The following is a 3,716-nucleotide window of genomic DNA, read 5'->3' as shown; positions in this document are numbered from 1 at the left end:
TCCGCCCCCCAGCCGGTCGAGCCCACCCGGTGGCCGAGGTGGAGCGAGCCGGCTGTGAGCACCACCCACGGGGCGAAGACCTCGGTCAGGACCACTGCCGGGGCGGCGGTCGCGTCGTTCGACGGTCCCGCGCCGGCTCGCGGGGTCGCCTCAGTCGACAAGGGACCGGGCCAGGCGCAGGGCGGCGGCGTCGACCACCGCGTCCGCCGGAAGTCGGGTGATGACCCCGTGGTGCAGGACGATCCGGGCGTGGGTGCCCATCACGACTCCGGACGCGAGAGCAGCGGAGGGGAGTAGTCGAGGCGGTCGACGAGCCACATGATCGTGGCCACCTCGCCCACCCAGGCCAGGCTCACGCACCAGCCGGCGAGGACGTCGCTGGGAAAATGCACGCCGAGGTACATGCGGGTCACGCCGACCGCGGGGACGTAGGCGCTGGACCCGGCGATCACCGGGTAGCGCCACCCGGTCGGCCACGCGAGCACGCAGGCGCAGCCGGCGAGCGCCGCACTCGCCATGGCGTGCCCACTGGGGAACGAGTAGCTCTTCTCCTCGACGATGTGGGTGAAGAAGGTGGGGCGGTCCCGCCGGTACATCAGTTTGAGGACCGAGTTGATGACGGTGGACCCGACGAGGGAGACCGTGAGCAACGCGGCCGGTCGGCGGCTGCCCCGCACGTAGGCCAGGTAACCCGCGGCGGCGAGCGCGAAGACCGGGACGGCGGTGACCCCGCCGAGTTCGGTGACCGCCCTGACGATCCGGGTGTTGCGCGGGGTGTGTCGCCTGCGCAACCACAGCATGACGGGCCGGTCGAAGGGCAGCTTGGCACCGGAACTGATCCGCTCGGCCAGTTCGACGAACCCGATGACGGGTAGCGCGAACCCGGCGAACGCGACGCCGAACACCGCCCAGGTCCCGCGCGGCAGGGGCACCTGGCCCCTGTCGACGATGCTGCCCAGGACCCCGTCCGAGGGGGTCAGCGGCCGGAGGACGTCCTTCGCCGCGGACAGGGTCCGGCTGCGGCGGGAGGTCGTCGTTCGCGACATGCCCACACCCTAGGCAAGGTCGCGCGGCGGCGGGGGATCCCCGCGAACCGTGACACCGCGCGCCGACCGCGGGCCGTGTCTACTGTGGATCGTGTCGACCCGATCAGCGGAGGACGTATGACCCAGACCCGTGTGGAACGAGACCTGCTCGGTGAGAAGGCGGTCCCGGCTGACGCCTATTACGGGATCCACACCGTGCGCGCCGTCGAGAACTTCCCCATCGATTCGAAGACCATCAGCGACATCCCGGACTTCATCCGCGGGATGGTCATGGTCAAGAAGGCCGCCGCGCTGGCGAACCTCGAGATGGGAGTCCTGGACCCGGACATCGCCGAGGCCATCGTCGGTGCGTGCGACGAGATCCTGCTGGACGGCCGCTGCATGGACCAGTTCCCCTCGTGCGTCTATCAGGGCGGGGCCGGCACCTCGGTCAACATGAACACCAACGAGGTGGTGGCCAACCTCGCGCTGGAGCGGACCGGTCACCCCAAGGGCGCCTACGACGTCATCAGTCCGAACGACGACGTCAACCGGTCGCAGTCCACCAACGACGCCTACCCGACCGGTTTCCGGATCGCCCTGTGGCACTCCCTCGAGCGGCTCGAGCCGGCGATCGTCGCGTTGCGGGAGGCCTGCTACGACAAGTCGGAGGAGTTCCGCGAGGTCCTCAAGATGGGCCGGACGCAGTTGCAGGACGCCGTTCCCATGTCCATGGGCCAGGAGTTCGGTGGATTCGCGGTGACCCTCGACGAGGAACTCCACGTCCTCGGCGCGGCGGCCCGGATGCTGCTCGACGTGAACCTCGGCGCCACGGCCATCGGTACCGGCGTCAACACACCGCCCGACTACCGCCGTGCGGTGGTCGAGCACCTGCGGGTCGTGACCGGTCTGCCGGTCACCGGGGCCATGAACCTCATCGAGGCGACCAGCGACACCGGCGACTACGTCAACGTCCACGCCGCTCTCAAGCGGACCGCGTCCAAGGTGTCCAAGATCTGCAACGACCTGCGTCTGCTCTCCTCCGGCCCGCGCGCGGGATTCAACGAGATCAACCTCCCCGAGCTCCAGGCGGGGTCGTCGATCATGCCGGCCAAGGTGAACCCGGTGATCCCCGAGGTGGTCAACCAGGTCTGCTTCAAGGTGATCGGCAACGACGTCACGGTGACGATGGCGGCCGAGGCGGGGCAGTTGCAGCTCAACGTGATGGAGCCCGTGATCGCGCAGGCGATGTTCGAGTCGATCTCCCTGCTCACCAAGGCGATCGAGACGCTCACGGAGAAGTGCGTGCGGGGTATCACGGCCAACGTCGAGGTGGCCCGCCGCAACGTCATGGATTCGATCGGCATCGTCACCTATCTGAATCCCGTGATCGGTCACCACAACGGCGACCTGGTGGGCCGTGAGTGCGCGCGCTCGGGCCGTGGCGTCCGCGAGGTCGTGCTGGAGATGGGCCTGCTCTCGGCGGAGGAGGTCGACGACATCCTGTCCCCCGCGAATCTGCTGCGGCCCCGGTACAAGGGCAAGTCGAGTGGTCAGCTGGCAGCCGCGCCGCCCGACGACCTGTCGGACCCCACCCGAGACGCGGATCGCCCCGACCACCCGAGGGGGTGACCGGGGGTTCTCCGGTGTCGGTGGAGTCGGGTCAGGCGCCGTTCTCGACGGGGCCGACCCGGCCGATGCTGCTCACGGCGAGCTGTCCGATCGAGCTCTCGAATCCGAACGACTGCTCGAGGGCGGCGGTGGAGCCGGAGATGAAGCCGTTGATCGCGGCGGACGAACCGACGGTGAAATCGAACTGGGCGAAGAAGTCGGCGAGTGCCTTCAACATGGTGTGCCTCCCGGTGGGTGTCGACGCGGTCTGTGCCGCGTGGGCGGACCGTGTGCCCGTCTCTACCTGGTCTATCCGTGGTTGACCCCGGGACGTTAGCCCCGAAATATGCTGAAACCTGTTACCGCAGCGGCTAACGTCGGGGCATGAGTTCTCCCACCACCCGCGTCGTCGCGGGCCGTCAGATCACGTTCCCGGTCCCCGTCGTCTCCGCCTCGATATCGGGCGCCGCGTTCCTGTCGCGGACGGCCGTCGCCCGTCGGCTCATCGCCGCCGGGCCCCAGTCCGCGATCCTGGATTCCGCGGGGGCCGAGCCGGTGTCCCTCCCGGGTGGTCGTACGCCGGTCACGATGATCCACGTCCGGTACCACGACGTCCCGGGCAACGTCCTCGGTGGATATCACGAGGTGGGGTTGGCATTCCAGGTCAAGGTGCCGGGGGTCGGTGTCCAGCAGCACATCCACGAGCTGCCGGTCGACCAGGACTTCACGCTCGCGGCGGGCAACGAACTCTGGGGCTTTCCCAAGTGGAAGGGCGACATGGTCGGGACGGCCGGTGGAGCCCTGGACGACGCCCGTCTCGGAGCCGTGGGGTCCTCGGGGGCCGGTGGCATCGACCTGAAGCTCGACACCCGCCTGGGGGTGCCGCTCCCCGGTCGCCACTCCCTGGGGATGAACTGCATCCAGGTCCTCGACGGCAAGCCGGTCCTGGTCCGCGCCGGCGCCAAGGTCGCGGGCGGTCGGTTCCGGCCACTGGGGGGCGCGCGGGTGGCGATCGCCTCCGGGGCCCAGGACGGCGATCCCCACATCGCCCGGATCGCCGAGGCCGTCCGCGAGCTCGGG

At 69.5% G+C, this 3,716-nt stretch carries 4 protein-coding genes; 2 read left to right on the top strand and 2 right to left on the bottom strand.

Going from position 1 to position 3,716, the window contains the following annotated elements; genetic code table 11:
- Positions 1-260 precede the first annotated feature (260 nt).
- On the bottom strand, positions 261-1,046 hold the full coding sequence (locus tag G6017_RS05720; RefSeq protein WP_179523720.1) for a phosphatase PAP2 family protein: 786 nt from the start codon (positions 1,044-1,046) through the stop codon (positions 261-263).
- A gap of 117 nt (positions 1,047-1,163) precedes the next feature.
- Here G6017_RS05720 and aspA point away from each other — a divergent pair, with 117 nt between their 5' ends.
- A complete protein-coding gene (gene aspA / locus G6017_RS05715) occupies positions 1,164-2,657 on the top strand; it encodes an aspartate ammonia-lyase (RefSeq protein ID WP_179523719.1) in 1,494 nt (497 codons plus the stop codon).
- Positions 2,658-2,688: 31 nt separating this feature from the next.
- On the opposite strand, the gene G6017_RS05710 is transcribed toward aspA, so the two are convergent.
- Entirely contained in the window at positions 2,689-2,874 is a 186-nt protein-coding gene (locus G6017_RS05710; protein WP_182616365.1) for a hypothetical protein, read from the bottom strand.
- A gap of 146 nt (positions 2,875-3,020) precedes the next feature.
- Here G6017_RS05710 and G6017_RS05705 point away from each other — a divergent pair.
- Positions 3,021-3,716 (top strand): acetoacetate decarboxylase family protein (locus G6017_RS05705; protein WP_182616364.1); only part of this gene is annotated, 696 nt, incomplete at its 3' end.

This window comes from Dietzia sp. B44, assembly GCF_014145245.1.
In the GTDB taxonomy this organism is placed as follows: Bacteria; Actinomycetota; Actinomycetes; order Mycobacteriales; family Mycobacteriaceae; genus Dietzia; species Dietzia natronolimnaea.
Note: the sequence above shows the minus strand (reverse complement) of the source record. Positions and strands in the feature narration are given on the sequence as shown.

Coding starts and splice junctions, on each gene's coding strand:
- G6017_RS05720 (WP_179523720.1), bottom strand. CDS start 1,046: ATGTCGCGAACGACGACCTCCCGCCGCAGCCGGACCCTGTCCGCGGCG.
- aspA (WP_179523719.1), top strand. CDS start 1,164: ATGACCCAGACCCGTGTGGAACGAGACCTGCTCGGTGAGAAGGCGGTC.
- G6017_RS05710 (WP_182616365.1), bottom strand. CDS start 2,874: ATGTTGAAGGCACTCGCCGACTTCTTCGCCCAGTTCGATTTCACCGTC.